This is a genomic window from Streptomyces sp. NPDC051183 (assembly GCF_040682455.1).
In the GTDB taxonomy this organism is placed as follows: domain Bacteria; phylum Actinomycetota; class Actinomycetes; order Streptomycetales; family Streptomycetaceae; genus Streptomyces.
In genome coordinates this window covers 42,009-61,398 of record NZ_JBFBBA010000032.1, presented here as the reverse complement: position 1 = coordinate 61,398, position 19,390 = coordinate 42,009, and the positions used below count along the sequence as shown (strand labels likewise).

The 19,390-nt window shown below is 70.8% G+C and carries 20 protein-coding genes and 2 pseudogenes; 11 read left to right on the top strand and 11 right to left on the bottom strand.

Annotated features, from left to right (window positions below):
• Nucleotides 1-75: 75 nt before the first annotated feature.
• The 3 genes and pseudogenes from AB0M99_RS26180 to AB0M99_RS26170 all read left to right on the top strand — a co-directional run.
• Nucleotides 76-849 (top strand): aminotransferase class IV family protein, encoded by a 774-nt coding sequence (locus AB0M99_RS26180; protein WP_365924455.1) that lies wholly within the window; start codon nt 76-78, stop codon nt 847-849.
• A gap of 125 nt (nt 850-974) precedes the next feature.
• Nucleotides 975-1,708: pseudogene (locus AB0M99_RS26175) on the top strand (SUMF1/EgtB/PvdO family nonheme iron enzyme); the annotation flags it as partial.
• Between the two features lie 130 nt (nt 1,709-1,838).
• A pseudogene (locus AB0M99_RS26170) lies at nt 1,839-2,609 on the top strand (phosphorothioated DNA-binding restriction endonuclease); the annotation flags it as partial.
• Here AB0M99_RS26170 and AB0M99_RS26165 read toward each other — a convergent pair.
• Nucleotides 2,584-3,012, bottom strand: coding sequence for a type II toxin-antitoxin system VapC family toxin (locus AB0M99_RS26165; RefSeq protein WP_365924453.1), 429 nt, complete (start codon nt 3,010-3,012; stop codon nt 2,584-2,586). The pseudogene AB0M99_RS26170 and the gene AB0M99_RS26165 sit on opposite strands and share 26 nt — an antisense overlap.
• Nucleotides 3,009-3,284, bottom strand: coding sequence for a hypothetical protein (locus AB0M99_RS26160; RefSeq protein WP_365924451.1), 276 nt, complete (start codon nt 3,282-3,284; stop codon nt 3,009-3,011). Before AB0M99_RS26160 ends, AB0M99_RS26165 begins: the two co-directional genes overlap by 4 nt.
• Nucleotides 3,285-3,746: 462 nt before the next feature.
• Between AB0M99_RS26160 and AB0M99_RS26155 the strand changes: the two genes are divergently transcribed.
• The gene (locus tag AB0M99_RS26155) at nt 3,747-5,219 is read left to right on the top strand and encodes an ATP-binding protein (RefSeq protein WP_365924449.1); all 1,473 of its coding nucleotides are present in this window, start codon (nt 3,747-3,749) and stop codon (nt 5,217-5,219) included.
• A 175-nt stretch (nt 5,220-5,394) separates the two neighbouring features.
• Here the strand turns inward: AB0M99_RS26155 and AB0M99_RS26150 are convergent, their stop codons facing one another.
• The 4 genes from AB0M99_RS26150 to AB0M99_RS26135 all read right to left on the bottom strand — a co-directional run bounded on the left by AB0M99_RS26150 (nt 5,395) and on the right by AB0M99_RS26135 (nt 8,387).
• Nucleotides 5,395-6,114 (bottom strand): HNH endonuclease signature motif containing protein, encoded by a 720-nt coding sequence (locus AB0M99_RS26150; RefSeq protein WP_365924447.1) that lies wholly within the window; start codon nt 6,112-6,114, stop codon nt 5,395-5,397.
• Between the two features lie 455 nt (nt 6,115-6,569).
• Entirely contained in the window at nt 6,570-7,214 is a 645-nt protein-coding gene (locus tag AB0M99_RS26145; RefSeq protein ID WP_365924445.1) for a disulfide bond formation protein B, read from the bottom strand.
• Between the two features lie 12 nt (nt 7,215-7,226).
• A complete protein-coding gene (locus AB0M99_RS26140; protein ID WP_365924443.1) occupies nt 7,227-7,385 on the bottom strand; it encodes a hypothetical protein in 159 nt (52 codons plus the stop codon).
• Nucleotides 7,386-7,481: 96 nt separating this feature from the next.
• Complete coding sequence (locus AB0M99_RS26135; RefSeq protein WP_365924441.1) at nt 7,482-8,387, bottom strand: LysR family transcriptional regulator; 906 nt, start codon at nt 8,385-8,387, stop codon at nt 7,482-7,484.
• A gap of 70 nt (nt 8,388-8,457) precedes the next feature.
• Here AB0M99_RS26135 and AB0M99_RS26130 point away from each other — a divergent pair, with 70 nt between their 5' ends.
• Together AB0M99_RS26130 and cydB are read left to right on the top strand one after the other, a co-directional pair.
• Nucleotides 8,458-9,672, top strand: a complete 1,215-nt coding sequence (locus AB0M99_RS26130; protein ID WP_365924439.1) for a TDT family transporter — start codon at nt 8,458-8,460, stop codon at nt 9,670-9,672.
• Nucleotides 9,673-9,686: 14 nt separating this feature from the next.
• Nucleotides 9,687-10,598, top strand: a complete 912-nt coding sequence (cydB, locus tag AB0M99_RS26125; RefSeq protein WP_365924437.1) for a cytochrome d ubiquinol oxidase subunit II — start codon at nt 9,687-9,689, stop codon at nt 10,596-10,598.
• On the opposite strand, the gene AB0M99_RS26120 is transcribed toward cydB, so the two are convergent.
• A complete protein-coding gene (locus AB0M99_RS26120) occupies nt 10,595-11,701 on the bottom strand; it encodes a TDT family transporter (RefSeq protein WP_365924543.1) in 1,107 nt (368 codons plus the stop codon). The genes cydB and AB0M99_RS26120 overlap by 4 nt on opposite strands.
• A 73-nt stretch (nt 11,702-11,774) precedes the next feature.
• Nucleotides 11,775-12,593, bottom strand: a complete 819-nt coding sequence (locus AB0M99_RS26115; RefSeq protein ID WP_365924435.1) for a VOC family protein — start codon at nt 12,591-12,593, stop codon at nt 11,775-11,777.
• Nucleotides 12,594-12,714: 121 nt separating this feature from the next.
• Here AB0M99_RS26115 and AB0M99_RS26110 point away from each other — a divergent pair, with 121 nt between their 5' ends.
• Both AB0M99_RS26110 and AB0M99_RS26105 read left to right on the top strand, forming a co-directional pair.
• The gene (locus AB0M99_RS26110; RefSeq protein WP_365924433.1) at nt 12,715-13,311 is read left to right on the top strand and encodes an HhH-GPD-type base excision DNA repair protein; all 597 of its coding nucleotides are present in this window, start codon (nt 12,715-12,717) and stop codon (nt 13,309-13,311) included.
• Nucleotides 13,312-13,380: 69 nt separating this feature from the next.
• Nucleotides 13,381-13,863: a cupin domain-containing protein gene (locus tag AB0M99_RS26105; protein WP_365924432.1), complete on the top strand. Its 483-nt coding sequence runs from the start codon at nt 13,381-13,383 to the stop codon at nt 13,861-13,863.
• Here the strand turns inward: AB0M99_RS26105 and opcA are convergent.
• Nucleotides 13,812-14,744 carry a glucose-6-phosphate dehydrogenase assembly protein OpcA gene (gene opcA / locus AB0M99_RS26100; protein ID WP_365924430.1) on the bottom strand — a complete coding sequence of 311 codons (933 nt, stop codon included), beginning with the start codon at nt 14,742-14,744 and terminating at the stop codon, nt 13,812-13,814. The two genes, AB0M99_RS26105 and opcA, sit on opposite strands and share 52 nt — an antisense overlap.
• Nucleotides 14,745-14,823: 79 nt before the next feature.
• Nucleotides 14,824-16,395, bottom strand: coding sequence for a helicase HerA-like domain-containing protein (locus AB0M99_RS26095; protein ID WP_365924428.1), 1,572 nt, complete (start codon nt 16,393-16,395; stop codon nt 14,824-14,826).
• A gap of 88 nt (nt 16,396-16,483) precedes the next feature.
• On the opposite strand from AB0M99_RS26095, the gene AB0M99_RS26090 reads away from it, so the two are divergent.
• Nucleotides 16,484-16,780: a type II toxin-antitoxin system VapB family antitoxin gene (locus AB0M99_RS26090; protein WP_365924426.1), complete on the top strand. Its 297-nt coding sequence runs from the start codon at nt 16,484-16,486 to the stop codon at nt 16,778-16,780.
• Between the two features lie 112 nt (nt 16,781-16,892).
• Entirely contained in the window at nt 16,893-17,543 is a 651-nt protein-coding gene (locus tag AB0M99_RS26085; protein WP_365924424.1) for a LytR C-terminal domain-containing protein, read from the top strand.
• 46 nt (nt 17,544-17,589) lie between these two features.
• On the opposite strand, the gene upp is transcribed toward AB0M99_RS26085, so the two are convergent.
• A complete protein-coding gene (upp, locus tag AB0M99_RS26080) occupies nt 17,590-18,225 on the bottom strand; it encodes a uracil phosphoribosyltransferase (RefSeq protein ID WP_365924422.1) in 636 nt (211 codons plus the stop codon).
• Between the two features lie 193 nt (nt 18,226-18,418).
• On the opposite strand from upp, the gene AB0M99_RS26075 reads away from it, so the two are divergent.
• Nucleotides 18,419-19,363 carry a universal stress protein gene (locus AB0M99_RS26075; protein ID WP_365924420.1) on the top strand — a complete coding sequence of 315 codons (945 nt, stop codon included), beginning with the start codon at nt 18,419-18,421 and terminating at the stop codon, nt 19,361-19,363.
• Nucleotides 19,364-19,390 lie beyond the last annotated feature (27 nt).

The window sequence follows — 19,390 nt, the reverse complement described above, 5'->3', positions numbered from 1 at the left end:
AACTTTCACCGAACTAAGGGGCCTTGCCAGGCCCTTCACCGCTGTGAGCCCGGCACGAGATGGCACTCTGGCCACATGGCAGAACTCAACGGACAACCAGTCGAGCCGTCTCAGCTTCAGACCCTGGCCCTGACCAACTACGGCCACTTCACTTCGATGCGCGTCGACGACGGCCGCGTACGCGGCCTCTCGCTGCACCTGGAGCGGCTCCGGCGTGACTGCCGAACTCTCTTCGGTGTCGACCTCGACCCGCAGCGCGTCCGCGAGCTGGCCCGCCGTGCAGCTCCCGCGACCGGTTCCACGACAGTCCGCGTCACCGTCTTCGACCCTCGACTCGACCTCGGCCACCCGAGCGAGGCCAGAGACCCGCAGGTACTAGTGACCTCCCGACCGGCGGGCGCCCTTCCACTGCCGCCGCTCAGGGTCCAGGCCGCGACGTACGTACGTGACGTCCCGAGCGTCAAGAGCGTCGGCCTCTTCGCGACCCTCCATCACCGCCGTCAGGCGCAGCTGAGCGGATTCGACGATGCCCTCTTCGTCGACCAGGAAGGGGTGATCTCGAAGGGAGGCACCTGGAACATCGGTTTCTTCGACGGCAACCGGGTGATCTGGCCGAACGCCGACTGCCTCGTCGGCGTGACCATGGAGCTCCTCAAGGCCGCCCACGACCACGACACGCGGACGGTCCGACTGAACGACCTGCCGAACGTAACGGCCGCATTCGCCACCAACGCGGCTATCGGCGTCCGTGCCATCAGCTCGATCGACGGCATCGAGCTACCCGAGTCCCACGCGATCATCGACGCGCTCCGCAAGGAGTACACGGAGATCGAAGGCGACTTGTTGTAGCGCTCCGAAGCCGGGCTCCAACTGGCTAGGCTGGTCGGGAACAGCCAGCAACAAGGAGTCCTGGAGTGGCGACAGTTGAGCGATGGTCCGGACTGGAGGTCCGGGCCTTACGCGAGGCATCGCGGATGAGCACCGAGGAGTTCGCGACGCGCCTCGGTGTCAGCGACCGTATGGTGTCCAAGTGGGAATCACGCAAGGACACGATCCGGCTCAGGCAGGTCAACCAGGCGGCTCTGGACACACTCCTCGCCAGCTCCGCTCCTGACGTCCACGAGCGGTTCGCGAGCCTCGCCCGCTCGCTGGGAACGGTGCTCCCTGCCCAGGAGCCGCCAAGCCCCGGGGGCCAGCCTCCGCAGCACCAGGTGCGTCACCCCCGCGACGGCAAGAGCATGGCCTTGGTCGAGGCCGGCACCTTCCTGTCCGGCGAGAAGAACGAGCCTGTCTGGCTCCCGTCCTTCTACATCGACGTCTACCCGGTGACCAACAACGACTACGCCCGCTTCGTGGCCGCCACCGGCCACACTGGCACCGCGGCAAGTGTCCCGACGCCATCTTCGACCACCCGGTGGTCTTCGTCACCTGGCACGACGCCTCGGCCTACGCGGCGTGGGCGGGCAAGGAACTGCCTACCGCCCAGCAGTGGGAAAAGGCGGCCCGTGGCGCGCGCGGGGACTCGTACCCCTGGGGCAACAACCCCACCCCGGCCAAGTGCAACTCCCGCGAGAGCGGCATCGGCTCCACGACCCCGGTGAGCCGCTACCACAGTGGCGTCTCCCCGTACAGGGTCTACGACCTCTGCGGCAACACCTGGGAGTGGTGCTCGACCCGCTCCGAGCCGGGCCGCTACGAGCTCAAGGCTGGTGCCTGGACAAGCCCCTTCGCCCGTGCGGTCCCCGCCGTCTTCAACGACGCCTCCGCCGAGATGCTCGACGACGACACCGGGTTCCGCTGCGCGACTCCCGCGAGCGCGATCGAGGCGCTGACACGTGACGACGCCCGCCTACCCGTTCCACCATCTGGCCAGCGACGGGGTGTGGGAAGTGCGCACCGACCGCGGCCCCGGAAGTCCCGGCAGCTCGGTGCGGGAGCTGCGGGCAGCCAGGGCTGTCGGGCAGCTGGCGCCGGAGCTGCGGGCGGCACTGCGGCGCGAGCCGTCACTGCTGGGTCGGCTCGCGCGCGTACTGCTCGACCAGCACTTCCCACCCTCCCTGCACAGCGAACTATGCGAAGCGATCGGACTGGAACTGGAGCCGGCAGAGACGGGCCGGTCGTCGCCGACGCGGCGGCAGAGGGACCGGCGGATGCGGGAGCTGGTACTGACGGCTTACGAGTACCAGTGCGCCTTCTGCGGCTACGACGGGCGGATCGGAGCGGTGCCGGTCGGGCTGGAGGCCGCGCACGTGCGCTGGTGGGCGTTCGACGGCCCCGATGACGTCGACAACGGCCTTTGCCTGTGTGCGCTGCACCACAAGCTCTTCGACAAGGGCGTCCTCGGTGTCGGCGACGGCCACCGCATCCTCGTCTCGCAGCACTTCGTCGGCCGCAGCCCCACAGCCCGCGAGCACGTCATAGCCCTCGCGGGCCGCCCCCTCGTCGGCCCACAGCCAGGCGTACGCCCCGTGGCGGCTCACCACCGCTCCTGGCACATCAGCCAGGTCTTCCACGGCGCCCCGCGGCCCGGCGCGGATCTTCCACGAAGCCGGTCTCGCGAGGGCTCGCCCATCCGCCCGCAGGTCAGCCCGCGTACTCCCACGGGTTGAGCAGGAGCGCGCCGGTCCGGGCCAGGTGCTTGACGTTCCGGCTCACCAGGGTCCACCCGTTCGCGAGGGCGGTGGCGGCGATCAGCGCATCCGGCGGATCAATGCTGGTGCCGGTGGTCTTCAGCTTCCGATGAAGGGCGAGGTACGCGAGGGCCTCGTTTTCGCCGATGGCCGCGATCCGGTCGCTGTAGTCGACGCGGATACTGTCGAGCACCCGCTCGAAAGCGGCGCGCCGTACCAGGTCCGGTGTCTCCGCAATGCCCGCCTCGATCTCCGCGATCGTGATGACACTCAGGTAGAGGCCGGTAGACGGGACCGAACGGGCCCAGGCCACAACAGCCGGAGCAGGCTTGGGCCGAGTGGTGATCTCGGAGACGACATTGGTGTCGAGCAGATAGATCACTCGCCGCCCGCCGCATCGTCGTAGGAACGCTGCCCGAACTCCAGCCCCTCGAACGGGGCCGACTCAAGCCGATCAAGAAATCCGTCACTGCCGAGGGTGGCCCAGCGGTGAAGCATGTCCGGAAGGGCGTCGATATCTGTGTCGGCGAGTTCGGCATCGAAGTGCCCGAGCTGCCGCTCGGGCAAGGACTCCCGGATCTCCCGAATCGTCCGCAGCGGATGTGGATCTTCAGGCCGACGGGGCGGCAGCGGGAGGTTCGGGGCAGTACTCATGATCGGCTCCTCCACGAAGCGGTCCGCGGGCCCATACCTGAGGACAAGCCTAGGGTGGTCGGCCGTCCCGCAAGCCGGATCCCGCCGAACCCGGGCTGCCCGGTCTCAGTTCTGGTCTCATTCGCGCCTGTCCAGGCCCGTCCGGACGGGGCCACCCTGAACGCTCCGCCGCAGGTCAGGACGGGTACAACCTGAACCGGACAGATGTACGAACATTTGGAAAGCGTGTTGGGGGCAACCCCTCACGAGTTCGAATCTCGTATCCTCCGCACTCGCCCACCAGGGCAAACGAAGACCCCGGACCGCCTCAGCGGCCGGGGTCTTCGGCATGCTGTGGTCTCAGTTTTGGTCTCATCCATTTGCGACATTCACGACATTTATCGCCATGGAGTAGCCGGGAACGGCAGGCTAAGAACTAGGAGTATATTTTATGTAGGCGTACTTCTATATCTGGAGCACCTCGTGGACAAGCCTGCCGAGATGTTCGACCGGGATTACGAGTGGTCGGCGCTGGGCCGGTTCATCACCGACCCTCAGCCAGGAGCGACCCTGGGGGTGGTCTCCGGGCGTCGCCGGCAGGGCAAGACGTTCCTGCTGGATGCCGCCTGCCGAGCCGCCGGAGGGTTCTATTTCGGTGCGACCGAGGCCGCCGATGCCGAGTCGCTACGGCGGATCAGCTCGGCGCTGACCGCCCACGTCCGTCCTGCCAGCCCGTTCCACTTCGCCAACTGGGCAGAGGCCGTCGACGCACTGCTCGCCCTCGGCTCCGAGCGGCCCGTCCCCGTGGTGATCGACGAGTTTCCGTACCTCGCCAAGGCCAACCCCGAGCTGCCTTCGATCATCCAGGAGGCGTTGCGGCCCCTGCGTGACCAGCGCACCGGCTCCCGTACTCGGCTGCTGCTGTGCGGCTCGGCGCTGTCCTTCATGGGCAAACTGCTCTCAGGTAACGCCCCACTGCGCGGACGGGCCGGGCTGGAGCTGGTCGTCCGCCCCCTGGACCACCGCCTCGCCGCCGAGTTCTGGGGCATCACCGACCCACACTTGGCCATGAAGGTCAACGCGATCGTGGGCGGCACCCCGGCCTATCGGCGCGAATTCGCACGCGGTGACACGCCAAAGGGTCCGGGAGACTTCGACGACTGGGTCGTCCGCACCGTCCTCAATCCCGAAACCCCCCTCTTCCGCGAGGCCCGCTACCTCCTGGCCGAAGAACCCGACCTCCGCGACACCGCCCTGTACCTGTCCGTCCTAGCCGCCGTCGCCGACGGCAACGCCACGCGCGGGGGCATGGCCGGCTACCTGGAACGCAAGGCCACCGACATCGCCCATCCCATCAACGTCCTCGAAGACGCGGGCCTGCTGCACAGGGACGCGGACGCCTTCCGCGACAACCGTCCCACCTACCGCATCGCCGAACCGCTGATCGGCTTCTACCACGCGATCATGCGACCGGTCTGGGACCAGCTCGAACGCCCCGGCAGCGCGGCACGGGTCTGGCAAGCCAGCCGTCGCCGCTTCGTCAGCAACGTTCTCGGGCCCCACTTCGAGCAGGTCTGCCGGGACTGGGCCCTGCATCACGCCGACCCCGAACTGCTCGGCGGTCTGCCGGCCCGCGTCGGACACGGTGTCGTTCACGACCCCAAGGCCCGTACCGGCCACGAGGTCGACGTGGCAGTCATCGGAATCGCAGACGGCGCCAAGCCACCACTGCTGGCCATCGGAGAGGCCAAGTGGAACGACACCATGGGCGCTGCCCACATCGAACGTCTCCGGCACATCCGCGGCCTCATCGCTCAGGCAGGCCGATGCGACACCACGAATACACAGCTCTTGTGCTTCAGCGGGGCCGGATTCAACGACAAGGCGCACGCTACAGCGGCGGCGGCCCCGGACATCCGGCTGATCGACCTGGCGACCCTCTACAACCAGGCCTGATATACGCCAGCACCCCGCTGACCGGCATCAACAATGCCGAATCAGACCTCGTCGTGTACGAACTCGCGAGCCCGGTAGCGACGACCCACCTCAGGCTGACCCGGTCGGCTGCCTGGCCTTGCGCAGCATCTTCTTGTGAGCCTTCGTGGCTACGTCCCGGAAGTGCTCGCGTAGTTCATCGGCCCGGCTGCCGCGCGTCTTCATGGCATGGCAGTTTGAGACACAGAGCGATCATATTCTTAGGGTGGTCCATGCCGCCACGTGACAGCTCATCGATGTGGTCGACCTCCAGAATCGGCTTGCCCTTGGGTGTGACATCGTTCGGCATCCCGCCGCAGAGCTTGCTCTCGCAGCGTCCTTTGCTGCGTCTGAGCACTGCCTTGACCGCCCTCCGGTCCCGGTACCAAGCCGTGCCGTCCCGCTCCAGTACCTCCTCACGCTTCCTCGGCTCGGTCGTCACGATCCCCTGGCACAGCGCCGCGTACTCATCGGCACGCCGGGGACGCGCAACCCCTGGGGGAGCCGAAGGTGAGAGGAGAGGGATGAGCCGAGCCCGGAAGTACTCCGCCGCCCCGTCAGACAGATTGACTGGCGGCCGGTACCCATACGCCGCACACTCTTGTCGCACCCAGTCGGGCAGGGTGTCGTACGGTATCCGCCAGTCACCCCGGATCCAGGTCACGGGGCGTCGATTGGCGAAGGCACTACCCGGAGCGCCCTCGTAGTAGGCGGGCCCCTGCACCATGCCGATGTGTACGGCCAAGCCTGCCTTGACTGCGACCACGAAATCACCTTCGGTGATTCCATCGACGAAACGTCGGGCTCCCTGCGCAACCAGCCTGACGTGGCGCTCCTGCCAGGTCGGCGCGGCCTCTTCACGCACGATCGCTTCCATCTGCCAGTCATCAAGGCTGGAAGGCAACTCCGGTAGCCAGTAGGAAAGTGCGCGGATGTCCCCCGTTACTCCCCATGCGGGCAGCGTAATGGCCGCACGACACCGGCCCGCACCGGAATCCTCTGCCAGGACTTCGCCCCATGTGGGTATGGGCTTGGGCTCAGAACGGGATCGTGACGGAGATCGGCAGCGGACGCCGCGGTCTCAGTTCTGGTCTCATTCACCCCCGTCCGGGGGTGTTCGGACGCGACCATCTCACCCGCTCCGCCGCAGGTCAGGACACATACGACCCCAGCCGGACACCCGAACGAACATTTGGGAAGCGTGTTGGGGGCAACCCCTCACGAGTTCGAATCTCGTATCCTCCGCCAGTGCCTCACCGGGCACTTGAAGGCCCCGACCGGAAAGCCGGTCGGGGCCTTCTGCGTTGCCCTGGCGGGGCCGGGGTGGCGGGGTCAGAAGAGGTCCGCGAAGAACTGGTAGCCGGTGGGGTCGCCGGGCATCTGCCAGTGGAAGCCCTGGAGGAAGAAGCAGGCGACCAGGTTGCTGACCGCGACGAAGGCCAGGACGGCCAGGGTGACGGTGGCCGCCCGGCGCAGGGCGGGGGAGGTCCGTGCGGCGTCCAGGGGCTGGGCCACCTGGGTCAGGACCAGGTTGACGGCGGCGGCGAGGACGGCGGTCAGGAAGGTGATGGCGGCCCAGGTGTAGAGGTGCAGGCCGAACAGGGCGCCGGCGTAGCCGGGGTCCGGGGGCACGATGTGCATCAGCACCTGGGCACCGGAGACGGTGCTGCCGATCAGCGCGGAGACGATGGCGATGCCCCAGCCGGAGGCGAACTCGCCGGTGGTCACCGAACCCTTGCGGGAGCGGGCGATGATCACGGCCGGGCCGATGGCGCTGAGCAGCATGAACATGCGCTGGAGCAGGCACATGGGGCAGGGGTACTCCCACAGCCCGAACTGGAAGACGTAGGCGCCGCCGATGGTGGCGCACATGCCGAGGACGTAGGCGTGGGCGAACCAGAGGCCGAGGCGGTTCGACAGCCGGGCGGGGCGGGAGGCGGTGGCGGGGACGGCGACAGGGGTGGTGGCGGTGGTCATTTCGGGTCCTCCTCAGAAGCTCAGGTTGAAGGCGCGGTCGAGGTGGGGGAGGAACGCGAGGGTCGTGACGACCAGGGTTCCCGCCCACAGCAGCAGTCGCGCCCCGCGCGACCAGTCGCGCAGCACCGCCCATACGCATATGGAGATCAAGAGGAAGAGGATGGTGTACATGGTGTCCCTGCTTCATCGGAAGGCTCTTGCCTTCACTCTCGGCCGGTTCACCTCGCGCCGGTAGCGCCAGCGGATCAATGGATCCATAGGGCCGTTCTATGGCCGCCGGGCGATGGCGCACAGGTCCCGGGCCGGGCCTGTCAGGCTCTGGCCGGCCGGCCAGACCGCGCGCAGCGAGCGCTCCAGCTCCAGTCCCGCCACCGGGGGCGACTTCAGGGTCCCGGCCGCCAGCTCCGCCTCCACCGCGAGCGAGCTGACCACCGCCGGCCCCACCCCCGAGGCCGCCGCCCGCTTGATCGCGGTGGTCGAGGACAGCTCCAGCAGGGCGCTCGGCTCCCAGCCGGGCAGCCGGGCGGCCACGGCCTGCTCGAAGGCCATACGGGTCCCCGAGCCGGACTCCCGTTGGATGAGCGGCGTACCGGCGAGCTCGTCGAGCGCGACCGCGGTGCGCCGCGCCCACGGGTGGCCCGGGGCCACCACGACGACGAGCCGGTCCCGCGCGACCAGCCGGCTCTGCAGCCCCTTCGGCGCCCTCGGGCCCTCGATGAAGCCGATCTCGGCACGGCCCTCCAGGACGGCCCGCGCCACATCGGCCGAGTTCCCGGACTGGAGCGCGATGGCGGTGGCGGGCGCGTGCGTGCGCAGGGCCACCAGCCACTCGGGGAAGAGGTACTCGGCGATGGTCTGGCTCGCGGCCACGTTCAGGTGGGAGTGGCGCCGGGCGCGCAGCGTGTCGATGCCCGCGTCCAGTTGCTGCGCAGCCGCCAGCACGGTCTGCGCCCACTCGGCGATCAGCGCCCCGGCCTCGGTGGGCCTGGAACCGAGGGTGGTGCGCTCCAGCACGGGCACGCCGACCAGCTTCTCCAGGTAGCGGATCCGGGAGCTGGCCGAGGGCTGGCTGATGCCGTGCGCCTCGGCCGCCCGGCCCATGCTGCCCAGCTCGATGACGCTGAGGAGCAGGTCGAGGGCGGAGAGGTCGGGGACCCGCGGGGAGAGGCGCATAGAACAATTCTATGGACCCATCGATCCGTTGCCGCTACCCGCGGCGGCGTGCCCGCCGGAGCGTGGGTGCATGAGCAGCACCACCGCGTCCCGTACCGCCGTCCCCGCCATGCGTCCCGCCGCACCTGCCCCGGCCTGTGCCGCCGCGCGGCCGGGCGGCGGCGCAGGTCCCTCCCTCGCCCACCTGGGCCCCAACTGGTTCGCCTCGGTGATGGGTACCGGCATCGTCGCCAACGCGGCCGCCACCCTGCCCCTGCGGTTCCCCGGGCTGCGTACCGCCGCCACCGTCGTGTGGGCCGTCGCCGCCCTGCTGCTGGCCGCGCTGACCGTCGCCTGGGCCGTGCAGTGGGTACGCCACCGGGACGCCGTCCGCGGGCACTGCGCCCACCCCGTGATGTCGCAGTTCTACGGCGCCCCGCCGATGGCCCTGATGACCATCGGCGCGGGCACCCTGCTGCTGGGCCGCGACGTCATCGGCCAGGGCGCCGCGGTGGCCGTCGACTGGGTGCTGTGGCTGGCCGGTACGGCGCTCGGCCTGCTGGTCGCGTTCACCGTTCCGTACCGCATGATCACCCGTCACCGGATGGCTCCCGACGCGGCGTTCGGCGGCTGGCTGATGCCTGTCGTGCCCCCGATGGTCTCGGCCGCGATGGGCGGGCTGCTCATCGCGCACACTCCCGCCGGACAGCTGCGGCTGACGATGATGCTGGCGTGCGTGGCGATGTTCGGCATCAGCCTGATCGCCGCGTTCGTGATCATCAACATGATCTACTCGCGGCTGGTGCACCACGACATGCCCGCGGCCGGCTCCGTCCCCACCCTGTGGATCGTGCTGGGCCCCCTCGGCCAGTCGGTCACCGCGGCCGGACTGCTGGCGAACGCCGCGCCCTCGGCGCTGCCCGGCCCCTACGCCCAGGGCATGCAGGTGTTCGCACTCGTCTTCGGCGTGGTGACCTGGGGGTTCGCCATGCTGTGGCTGGCGCTCGCCCTCGCCGTCACCGTACGGACCGCCCGCCGCACCGGGCTTCCCTTCAACCTGACCTGGTGGGGCTTCACCTTCCCCGTCGGCACCTGCGTCACCGGAACCACCGGCCTCGCCGCGCGCACCGGCGCCGAGGTGTTCACCTGGGCCGCGGTCGCCCTGTACGCACTGCTGCTCGCCGCCTGGGCCGTGACCGCCGTACGCACCGCCCGGGGTGCCCTGAGCGGGACCCTGTTCCTGGCACCCGCAGCAGCTCCTGTGACGGCTCCCGCGGCGGCTCCCACAGCGGCCCCCGCCCGCTGACGAGGACCGGCCCCGTGCACCTCGACGACCTCTGGTTCGCGCTCACCGCCTTCCTGTGGACCGGCTACTTCCTCCTCGAAGGCTCCGCCTTCGGCATCGGCATCCTCAGCGGGCTCCTCGCCCGCGACAGCGAGGAGCGCGGGGTCCTGCTGGCCACCCTCGGCCCCGTGCGGAACGGCAACACGGTCTGGATGCTGACCGCCGTCGGCGCCACCTTCGCCGCCTTCCCCGGCCGGTACGCCGCGCTGTCCAGCGGCTTCCGCCTGCCGGTCCTGGCCGTCGCGGCCTGCCTCGTCGTGCGCGGCGCGGCCCTCGGACACCGGGCCGGGCGGGATGACGAACGCTGGCGGCGCGCCTGCGACCGGTCGGTCTTCTGGTCCTCGCTGACCTGCGCCTTCCTGTGGGGCGCGCTCTTCGCGACCGTGGTGCGCGGCGTGCCCGTCGGGCCGGACGGCACCGTCACCGGCGGCGCGCTGCTCCTCGCGAATCCGGACGCCGCCTTCGGCGGCCTGGCCTCGGTGGCCCTGTTCACCCTCCACGGCGCCCTGTTCGCGGCGCTGCGCACCCGGGGCGCGCTGCGGGCCAGGGCCCGCAGCGCGGCCCGCCGGGCCGGCGTCACGAGCGCCGCGCTGGCCCTGTTCTCCGTGTACTGGCTGCTGGTGCGCACCGGCGGCATACCCGTTGCCGTCACGGCGTCCGTCGTCGCGTTCGCGCTCGTCGTCGTCTCCGAGCTGGGCGACGACCACCGCGAGGGCTGGGCGTTCGCGCTGTCCGGGCTGGTCATCGCCGCCGTGACGGGAACGGTGTTCTGCTCCCTGCACCCGGCGCTCCTCCGGGTGGCGGCCTTCGCGGCCCCGGTGGTGATCGCGTACCAGGCGTGGACGTGCCGGGTGTTCCGCAAGCGGATCGGGGCCGGACGGCGCTAGGTCGTGCGGGGCAGCAGGGTCCCGCGCAGGAGTCCGCGCAGGGTGAGGCAGGCCGTCACGGCCCAGGCCGCGAGCAGGAACGCGTACAGGGCGACGGTCAGCCACTCGAAGGCGTGCAGTCCCGTGTGCCGGGCCAGCCCTTCCGCGCCGGTCACGCAGGTCCCGACGGGGAAGGTGAAGGCCCACCACGTCATGGCGAAGCCCATCCCCTGCCGCCGGGCGCGCAGCACGGCCGCGCTCGCGAGGGCGAGCCACAGCAGCGCGAAGCCCGTCACCGGGACTCCGTAGAGCACCGCGAGCATTCCGAACCCCTGCGCGTACGGGTCCTGGACCACATGGGGCGCGACGTCGGCGAACTTGTTGGCCGCGGTCACGGACTGCCCGAGCGGCCCGAGTACGAGGAACAGCGTCGGCACCAGGAACAGCGGCAGGCGCGGTCCCGTCAGCAGCCGCGCGAAGACGACGGGCAGCAGCACCAGCGTCGCCAGCAGGCTCAGCCCGAACATGCCGTAGCAGCCGAGCAGCAGGGCCTCCTGCCACTGCCCGGCCGGCAGGTGCGGCAGCAGCAGGGGGCCGAGCGCCGCGGAGACCATGGGCGCGACGATCGGCAGCAGCCAGACGGGTGAGGCGCTGCCGGGCCGCAGGCCGTGCCGGGCGGCCATGAGGTACGGGATCGCGACCGCGGCCCCCAGCCCGACGACCGTGCCGGCCGTGAACAGCACCGCGTCCACGGCGACGGCGGCGCGGAGGCCGATCCAGTCCTTGCCGACCAGCATCGTGCCGCCGCCGACCGCCAGCAGTGCCATGGCCAGGCACCCGTAGAACGGGGCCGTCGCGGGGTCGAGCAGATGGGCGCGGGCCTGGTCGCGGTGGTGGATCCAGTGCGCCGCACGGGCGGTGAGCAGTACGGCGAGCATCACCAGGGACAGCGCCCAGAAGAGCAGGCAGAACGTGCGCAGGCCCGGAAAGGACAGCGGAAGGCCGGCGCCCGCGTTGGCGACGATGGCGGTGCCCATCACCGAGGCGTACCAGTTCGGTCCGAGGTGGCGCGCGAAGGCGGCCCGGCCGCCCTCCTCCGGCCGGGACGGGACGCCGGACCGCACCTGTGTGACCACGCCCCCACGTTCGCCCGGAATCAGCGGGAGCGCCAACGGAGGCGTGGCACCGGGTATCGGGTCACGCGTCCGACATGCTCGGCATCTCACCGACCGTTGTCGACATGTCGATCACCGCGAAGACCGCGCCCTGGGGGTCCGCCACCGCCGCGAAGCGGCCGAACGGGCTGTCCATCGGGCCGAAGTGCAGCTTGCCGCCGAGGGCCTTGGTCTTCGCGACCGCCTCGTCGCAGTTCGGGACCGCGAAGTAGACCTGGACATAGGAGGGGAGCTCCGGCGGGAACTCGTCGCCCATCTTCATCCGGCCGAGCACCGGGTTGTCCTTGCCGCCCACGCTGAAGACCTTGAAGTCCATGTCGGCCGTCCCGTGGTCGTCGCCGGCCTCCATCTGCTGGGCTCCGTACGGGAAGACCTTCGACAGGAAGCCGTCCGCCTTGTCGGGCTCCCGGGTGAAGACCTCGGCCCACGCGTACGAGCCCGGCTCGCCCATCTTCTCGAAGCCCTTGTGGTCGCCCGGCTGCCAGACGCCGAAGACCGCGCCGCTCGGCTCCTTCGCGATCAGCATCGTGCCGAAGCTGCCCACCTGCATCGGCTCCATCAGGAGCTCGCCGCCCGCGGCCTTGACCTTCTCGGCGGTGGCCGCCGCGTCGGGCGAGGCGAAGTACAGACACCACTGCGAAGGCGCCTCGCCCCCGGGCATCGGCGGGACCACGGCGGCCACGGCCTTGCCGTCGGAGTAGGCCTGCGTGTAGTTGCCGTACTCGGTCGACGCCTCTCCGAAGGTCCAGCCCAGCACATCGCCGTAGAAGGCCTTGGCGCCCTCCAGGTCGGAGAACATCGCGTCCAGCCAGCAGGGCGCGCCTTCCTTGAACTCAGCCATGATCGATCGACTCCCGTGTCGTGTGCACATGCCTGTCGTACGTGTCGTACGTGTCGCTCCCACGCTAGGCGCGCGGTGCGCCGACCGCGCGGGGAGCGCCGCCCCGCGGGACGCTGGAGGCATGGACAAGGACATCACCATCCGGCTGGCCCAGCAGCCGGAGGCCGACGAGCTGCTCGGCCGCAGCCCGCTCGCCGCGCTGGTCGGGATGCTGCTCGACCAGCAGGTGCCGATGGAGTGGGCGTTCTCCGGGCCCTACACGATCGCCCGGCGGCTCGGCGCGGACGACCTCGACGCCCACGCCATCGCCGCGTACGACCCGGAGGCCTTCGCGGCGCTGCTCTCGCAGAAGCCGGCCGTGCACCGCTACCCCGGTTCGATGGCGAAGCGGGTGCAGCAGCTGTGCGCGTACCTGGTGGAGCACTACGACGGGGACGCCGCGGCTCTGTGGGCGGATGCCGGCACCGGCGCCGAGCTGCTGTCCCGGCTGAAGGCGCTGCCCGGCTTCGGCGAGCAGAAGGCCCAGATCTTCCTGGCGCTGCTGGGCAAGCGGCTCGGCGTCCGGCCCAAGGGCTGGCGCGAGGCCGCCGGGGGCTACGGGCCGGCGAACGTCTACCGCTCGGCGGCCGACATCACGGGTCCCGAGTCCCTGGCCAAGGTGCGGGCGCACAAGCAGGAGATGAAGGCCGCCGCCAAGGCGAAGAAGGCAGCTCAGTAGCCGAGTTGACGCACGGGGGCGGGGTCGCGGCCCCGGCGGTTGTCAGACCCTGACTGTAAGATCATTTCTATGACGGAAACGACTGTTAACCTGACCCGCTCGGCGACGGCCGAGACCATCTCCGACGGCCCGGGCAGCGTGATCACCCTGCTCACCGACACCCCCGAGCTCACCTGCAACACCGCGAGCTTCGAGGCGGGCGCGGCCGGCGCCCCGGTGCACTTCCACACCAAGGCCACCGAGTTCTTCCACGTCACCGAGGGCCGCCTCGACGTGCTCGTCGGGGACGAGATACACACCCTGACGAAGGGCGACTTCCTCTCCGTCCCGCCCGGCGTGAAGCACGCCTTCGCGCCCGCCGCGGACAGCACCGCCGAGGTGCTCGTCGGGTTCACCCCGGGCATGGCGCGCTTCGACTACTACCGCCTGCTGGGCCGGGTGCGCGCGGGCGAGGCCACCGTCCAGGACATCATCGACAGCCAGCCCACCTACGACAACCACTACGCGGAGAGCGACGCCTGGGCCGGGCGCCTGCGCAGCGCCGAGGCGTAGGTCTCGTCGGCGTCGAGCCTGCGCAGCTCCTCCGCGATGAGCTCGGCACTGCTGCGGATCTTCAGGGCCACCTTGCGGTCGGGGCTGCCCGGCAGGACCAGGGTGGCCAGGACCCCGTCCGGGCGGTCCACCCGTATCTCCCCGCCCGTGGTGTCCAGCCGGACCCGCGTGATGACCGGCCCCTCGGTCGCCACCCGGGCCACGGGCACCCCCAGGCGGTCCTCCAGCCAGCGCGCCAGCAGTTCGGCGCTCGCGTTGCCGGGCTCGCTCTCGACCGCCGCGCCCGTCACCGGGAGCGGCTTCTGGTCCAGGGCCGCGGCCAGCAGCGAGCGCCACGGCGTGAGCCGGGTCCAGGCGAGGTCGGTGTCACCGGGGGCGTAGGCCGCGGCCCGCGTGTCGAGGATCGCGACCGGGTCGGGGGCCCACTCCGCGTCCGTGATCCGGCGCTGCGCGAGCGCCCCGAGCTGGTCCCGCGCCGGGTCCTCGGGGGCGTCGGCCGGCCACCAGGCCACCACCGGCGCGTCGGGCACCAGCAGCGGGAGCACCACGGAGCCCGCCTGCCCGGTGAGCGCCCCGTGCAGGCGCAGGATCACGATCTCCCCGGTCCCGGCGTCCGAGCCGACCCGCAGCTCCGCGTCGAGGCGGGACTGGCGGAGCTTGAGCGGGCCCCGCGCGGTGCGCTTGATCACCGCGATGATGCGGCACGGGTGCTCGCGCGAGGTCTCGGAGGCCGCGCGGACGGCGTCGTAGGCGTTCTCCTCGTCGGTGACCACGACGAGGTTCAGTACGAGCCCCATGGTGGGGCTGCCGATGGCCCGGCGGGCTTCGAGCAGGGCGAGGTTGACCTTGCTGGACGTGGTGTCGGTGAGTTCGGTCCGCATGCGCCGAGTCTGTCAGCGACGGAGCACCCGCCGTCACCCGGTTGCCGCAATCGCGGAGGTTGTTCGTGCGGGACGCGAGTCACCTCCGACGGCGTGCCGTCCCGAAGATCGACCGCGAGATCTCCCGGCCCAGCTGAGTGCCGATCGAGCGGGCCAGCGAGCGGAACAGCCCGCTCCCCACCACCTGCTCCGCCAGCGAGGGGTCCGGCTTCGGCGCGTTGCGCGCGGCCTTCTGCGCCTCCTTCGCCTGCTTCTCCGCCTCGGCAGCGGCCGCGGCCGCCTCCGCCTCGGCCTCCGCGGCGGCCTGCTCGGCGCTGATCTTCTCGTACGCCGACTCCCGGTCGACCGGCTCCGCGTAGCGCGAGTACAGCAGCGAGCCCTTCACCGCGCCGTCCAGTGCGGCCGCATCGATCGGCCCCATCAGCGACTGCGGCGCGCGCAGCCTGGTCGCCGCGACCGGCGTCGGCGCGCCCTTCTCGCTGAGCACCGTGATCACCGCCTCGCCGGTGCCCAGCTGGGTGAGCAGTTCCTCCAGGTCGTACTCGGAGTTGGGGAAGGTCTTCACGGTGGCCTTCAGCGCCTTCGCGTCGTCCGGGGTGAAGGCGCGCAGCGCGTGCTGCACCCGGTTGCCGAGCTGGGCCAGCACGTCCGCCGGTACGTCCTTCGGGGTCTGGGTGACGAAGAAGACGCCGATGCCCTTGGACCGGATCAGCCGGACGGTCTGGGTGATGGATTCCAGGAAGGCCTTCGAGGCGCCGTTGAAGAGCAGGTGCGCCTCGTCGAAGAAGAAGACCAGCTTGGGCCGGTCCAGGTCCCCGACTTCCGGCAGGTCGGTGTAGAGGTCGGCCAGCAGCCACATGAGGAAGGTCGAGAAGAGCTGCGGTTTGTCCTGGACGGCCGCCAGTTCCAGTACGGAGACCAGTCCCCGCCCGTCCGCGGCCGTACGGAGGAATTCGCTGGTGTCGAACTCCGGCTCGCCGAAGAATTCGGCGGCGCCCTGCTGCTCGAAGGCGGTCAGCGCCCGAAGGATCACGCCGGCGGTCACCGTGGACAGTCCGCCGATGCCCTTGAGCTCGGCCTTCCCCTTGTCGGAGACGAGGAAGGCGACGACCGCCCGCAGGTCCTTGAGGTCGATGAGCTCCAGGCCCTTGGAATCGGCGTAGTGGAAGATCAGGCCGAGGGACTGCTCCTGCGTCTGGTTGAGCTGGAGCACCTTCGACATCAGCACGGGGCCGAAACTGGTGACGGTGGCGCGCAGCGGAATGCCCGGCCCGATCCCGCCCAGCGAATAGAACTCGCTTGGACAGGCGGTCGCCTCCCATTCCTGGGCGACGTCCTTGGCCCGCTCCTCGATCTTCTCGTTGGCCGTGCCCGGCGCCGAGATCCCCGAGACGTCGCCCTTGATGTCCGCGAGGAAGACAGGGACGCCGCCCGCCGACAACTGCTCGGCGATGAGCTGGAGGGTCTTGGTCTTTCCGGTGCCGGTGGCTCCCGCGACCAGCCCGTGCCGGTTGAGCATCGACAGCGGGATGCGGATCTGCCGCTCCGGCAGACAGGCCCCGTCCCAGAGCAGGGCCCCCAGGTCGAGCGCGGGTCCGGTAAAGGCGTACCCGGCGGCGATCTGCCCGGCCGGGTCGGTGCTCTCGCTCATACATCACTCCCGAATTGGCGCTATTTGCCACTTTTGCACCAACATTGCGAGGCTGCGCCCGCAGGCACCGGCCCGGTAGGCTTTCCGTGTGATCTTCAAGCGCATCGGAAACGGGCGGCCGTACCCCGACCACGGCAGGGAAACCACCCGGCAGTGGGCGGATGTCGCGCCGCGCCCGGTCCGGCTCGACCAGCTGGTGACGACCAAGGGCCAGCTGGACCTCGAGACGCTGCTCGCCGAGGACTCCACCTTCTACGGCGACCTCTTCGCCCATGTCGTCAAGTGGCAGGGCGACCTCTACCTGGAGGACGGGCTGCACCGCGCCGTCCGCGCGGCCCTCCAGCAGCGCCAGGTACTGCACGCGCGCGTCCTCGAAATGGGCTGACACCGGGCCCCCCGGGCGCCGGTTGCGTCCCGGTTGCGCCTTTCGGGTCAGCCTTGCCCTATCAACAGATGATTCAGTGGGCATCGGCAGCGGGCGGCATTACGCTGCGCTCATGAGCATGCTCACTCCCCCCGGCATGGGCGGAAAGTACCGCGTCACGGGAGCGGCTTACCCCCGCATGGCGCGCCCGCGACGCCGCCGCCGGATCGTCCTCGCCGTGCTCGGATCGCTCCTCGGGCTCGCCCTTCTCGGCTACGGGGCCGTGCAGCTCATCGGCGTGTTCCGCGGTGACGACGGCAAACGGAACGCCTCCGCGGCCGCGAAGGACTGCGCCACCCCGGCGCCCAAGGCCGGCTCCGGACCCGCCGCCTCGGCCAAACCGGCCGTCGCGCTCCCCCAGCCCGGCCAGATCACGGTCAACGTCTACAACGCGACCCCGCGCGCGGGCCTCGCCAAGGCGGTCGGCGACGAGCTGAAGAAGCGCGGGTTCACCATCGGCGAGGTCGGCAACGCCCCCGCCGACTTCGACAAGAAGGTGCCGGGCGCCGGGATACTGGTCGGCTCGCCCAAGACCGACCAGGCGGCCTTCTCCGTACTCGGCGTCAACCTGGCCGGGTCCACGCACCAGACCGATGCCCGCGAGACCGCGGACATCGACCTGATCCTCGGCAACGCCTTCAAGGAGCTCACGACGAAGGAGGACGCGGACAAGGCGCTGGCCCTGCTGGCCAACCCCGCGCCCGCGCCCGCCAAGAAGTGCTGAGCCGCCTCGGCCGAGCCACCTCGGCCGAGGCCCCCCTCGTACGGGGTTACTCCGCGGAGCCGTACATGCGGTCGCCCGCGTCGCCCAGGCCCGGCACGATGTAGCCGTGCTCGTTGAGCCGCTCGTCCACCGCGGCCGTCACCACCGTCACCGGCGTGCCCGCCAGTTCGCGCTCCATGACCTCGACGCCCTCGGGCGCGGCCAGCAGCACCACGGCGGTCACGTCGTCCGCGCCGCGCTTGATCAGCTCCTGGATGGCCGCGACCAGCGTGCCGCCGGTGGCGAGCATGGGGTCCACGACGTAGACCTGGCGGCCCGAGAGGTCCTCCGGCATGCGCGTCGCGTACGTGGAGGCCTCAAGGGTCTCCTCGTTGCGGACCATGCCCAGGAAGCCCACCTCGGCGGTCGGCAGCAGTCGCACCATGCCGTCCAGCATGCCGAGACCGGCGCGCAGGATCGGCACGACCAGCGGGCGCGGGTAGGAGAGCTTGACGCCGGTGGTCGGGCCGACCGGGGTCACGATGTCGGCCTGCTCCGTGCGCACGTCCCGGGTGGCCTCGTACGCGAGCAGGGTCACCAGCTCGTCGGCGAGGCGCCGGAAGGTGGGGGAGTCGGTGCGCTTGTCGCGCAGGGTGGTGAGTTTGTGCGCCACCAAGGGGTGATCGACGACCTGCAAACGCACAACTTCCTCCAAGACTCAGCTGCCGGGTTTCGACCTGCGACCAGCGACCCCGCTACCTGCAAAAACGGCCGCAAACACGCGACCCACACCCAAAAGGCTACGCGCTGTGCCCGCCCCTTCGTGCCCGAAGGGGCGGGCACGCCCGGAAAGCCCTGGAGATGCGACCCGCCCGGGCGCCCAGCAGGCTGGGTTGATGAGCAACGGACTGGTGGTCGCGGCCGTCGACGGATCCGAACACAGCCTCAAGGCCCTGGAGTGGGCGAGGGCCGCGGCGCTCCGGCACGGCACCGGACTGCTCGTCGCCCATGTGCTGCCCGACAGCGTCCAGTTGTACGCGGCACGCCGCTCCGCGCTGCATGACGCCTCCGAGCCGGAGGAGCTCTCCGACCCGGTGAGCGAGCGCGTCCGGGCCCTCCTCGGCGCGGCCCCCGACGCGCCGGCCGATGTGCGGTACGAGTCGCTGGAGGGCTCCGTGCCGGAAGCGCTGCGGGCCGTCGGCGCCGATGCCCGGATGCTCGTGATGGGCTCCCGGGGCCGCGGCGGGTTCGCCGCCCTGCTGCTCGGCTCGAACAGCCGTGCACTGGCCACCAGCGCCGCCTGCCCGGTCGTGGTGGTCCCGCACGAGGGACGCACCGTGGAGGCCGCCGCCGAGGCGTCGGCCGGGCGGGTGGTCCTCGGGCTGCACGCCTCGGAGACGCCCGACGACGTACTGGACTTCGCGTTCGCGGAGGCGGCCGCACGGGGGACCACCGTCCAGGTGGTCTCGGCGTACGCCGTCCCGCCGGCTCCCACGATGGTCGTCGACGCCCCGTTCGTGGTGATCCCGCCCGAGGGCCTCGCCGACGGCGGGGACGACGGCGTACCGGCCGAGCGGGAGATGCTGCGCTCCCAGACCGAGCGGCTGGCCCCGCTGCGCGCCCGCTACCCGGACGTGCCCGTGGAGCAGGCCGCCGTACCCGGGGACGCGGCGGGACGGCTCGTCACCGCCTCCCGGTCGGCGGCACTGGTCGTGGTGGGCCGCCACCATCCGCGCCGGCACGTCCGGTCGCTGCTGATCGGCTCGGTGGCGCACGCGCTGCTCCAGCACGCGCACGGGCCCGTGGCCGTCGTGCCCACGCTGCACGAGGACGGGCCCTGACCTGGTCCTGGGTGGCATCAATCGGGC